Genomic DNA, 1097 nt, shown 5'->3' with positions numbered 1-1097 from the left:
GTCGGCAGCAGGCATCTCTATGTTGAAGCCCTTGCCCGCTTCTTCCTTTGCCTTGTCGGCGGACGAGGGCGCGAAGATGAGCCACATCGAGCCGGCGAAGAGCAACACCATGAGCGGATAGACGAGCAGTTTCATCCTCCGCTGCCGCTCGGCTTCGGTGAGCGGTCGTTTCTGTTTTTCTTTACTTGTCAGTGTCATTATCGTTTTGTTTGAACGTTTGAATATGTTTGATTTCCATGTGCTCGCCGCCACCATGCAGCAGACCATAGACTGATTTGCCGACGGTATAGAGCGAGAGCAGGGCGAAGAGGACGAACATCGCCAGGACGATGCGCCGCCGCGTCCGCTCGGACAGGCTGTCGTGGTAAGCCCGCAACCGCCGTAAAGCGCGTTTGCGGAAGTCGTAGACTTTCCACAATGCCCGCCATAGTGCCTTGCTGGTCTTTTTCCTTTTCATCGTTTCACGGTTTGAAGGTCCTTGTTTTCGAGAATATTAAACCCCTCGATAGTAAAGCCGTTGGGATTATCGTCCGAACGGGCGGCGTTCAGGAGGCGGCACTCCGTCTTGAGACTCCGTCGGGTGACGTTGCTCTGCCGGATGATGAGCTGTGTGGCATAGGTTACGGCGCGATAGGGATAGGCGTCGAAGCTGCACACCACGCTGTCCACCCGGAGCGTCTGGTTGATGCCGCCCGCGATGATGCGGTTGTAATAGCCCTTTTCGGCAAAGTCGGCATAGCAGTCGTAGGCACTCTTGTCTGCCAAGAGCAGGGCGCGGCGGACATTGTGTTCGATGGCGCTCTTGTCCGGCGAGAGGGTGAAGAAGAGTTCGTGGAAACGCCGCACATGCTCCCGCGCTTCGGCGGGGCGGTTCTGCGACAAGTCCTGCGAGAGGGCGAGCATCAGGCTCTTGCCCCCGTCCAATACGTAAATCTTCTCGCGCTGCCGCTCGGCAAACCGGTAGGAACTCCACAGCGTGTAGCCCACGATGGCCGTGCACAGGCAGAGGAAGATGATGCCGAACAGGCGTATCTGCCTGAACGAGCTTTCGATGTTTTTTAGAGATTTGAATTCCATTGTTCTATTCGTTTCTTTCT

The 1097-nt window shown here is 56.3% G+C and carries 2 protein-coding genes and 1 pseudogene; all 3 read right to left on the bottom strand.

Going from position 1 to position 1097, the window contains the following annotated elements; genetic code table 11:
* Positions 1–198, bottom strand: a pseudogene (locus BN93_RS18015) (conjugative transposon protein TraM); the annotation flags it as partial.
* Complete coding sequence (locus BN93_RS10750; RefSeq protein ID WP_019188328.1) at positions 182–457, bottom strand: TraL conjugative transposon family protein; 276 nt, start codon at positions 455–457, stop codon at positions 182–184. The gene BN93_RS10750 and the pseudogene BN93_RS18015, both read right to left, overlap by 17 nt.
* The coding region (gene traK / locus BN93_RS10745) for a conjugative transposon protein TraK (RefSeq protein ID WP_232211170.1) at positions 454–1097 on the bottom strand (644 nt) is incomplete at its 5' end. The genes BN93_RS10750 and traK, both read right to left, overlap by 4 nt.

Source organism: Prevotella conceptionensis 9403948 (assembly GCF_000312305.1).
In the GTDB taxonomy this organism is placed as follows: domain Bacteria; phylum Bacteroidota; class Bacteroidia; order Bacteroidales; family Bacteroidaceae; genus Prevotella; species Prevotella conceptionensis.
Note: the sequence above shows the minus strand (reverse complement) of the source record. Positions and strands in the feature narration are given on the sequence as shown.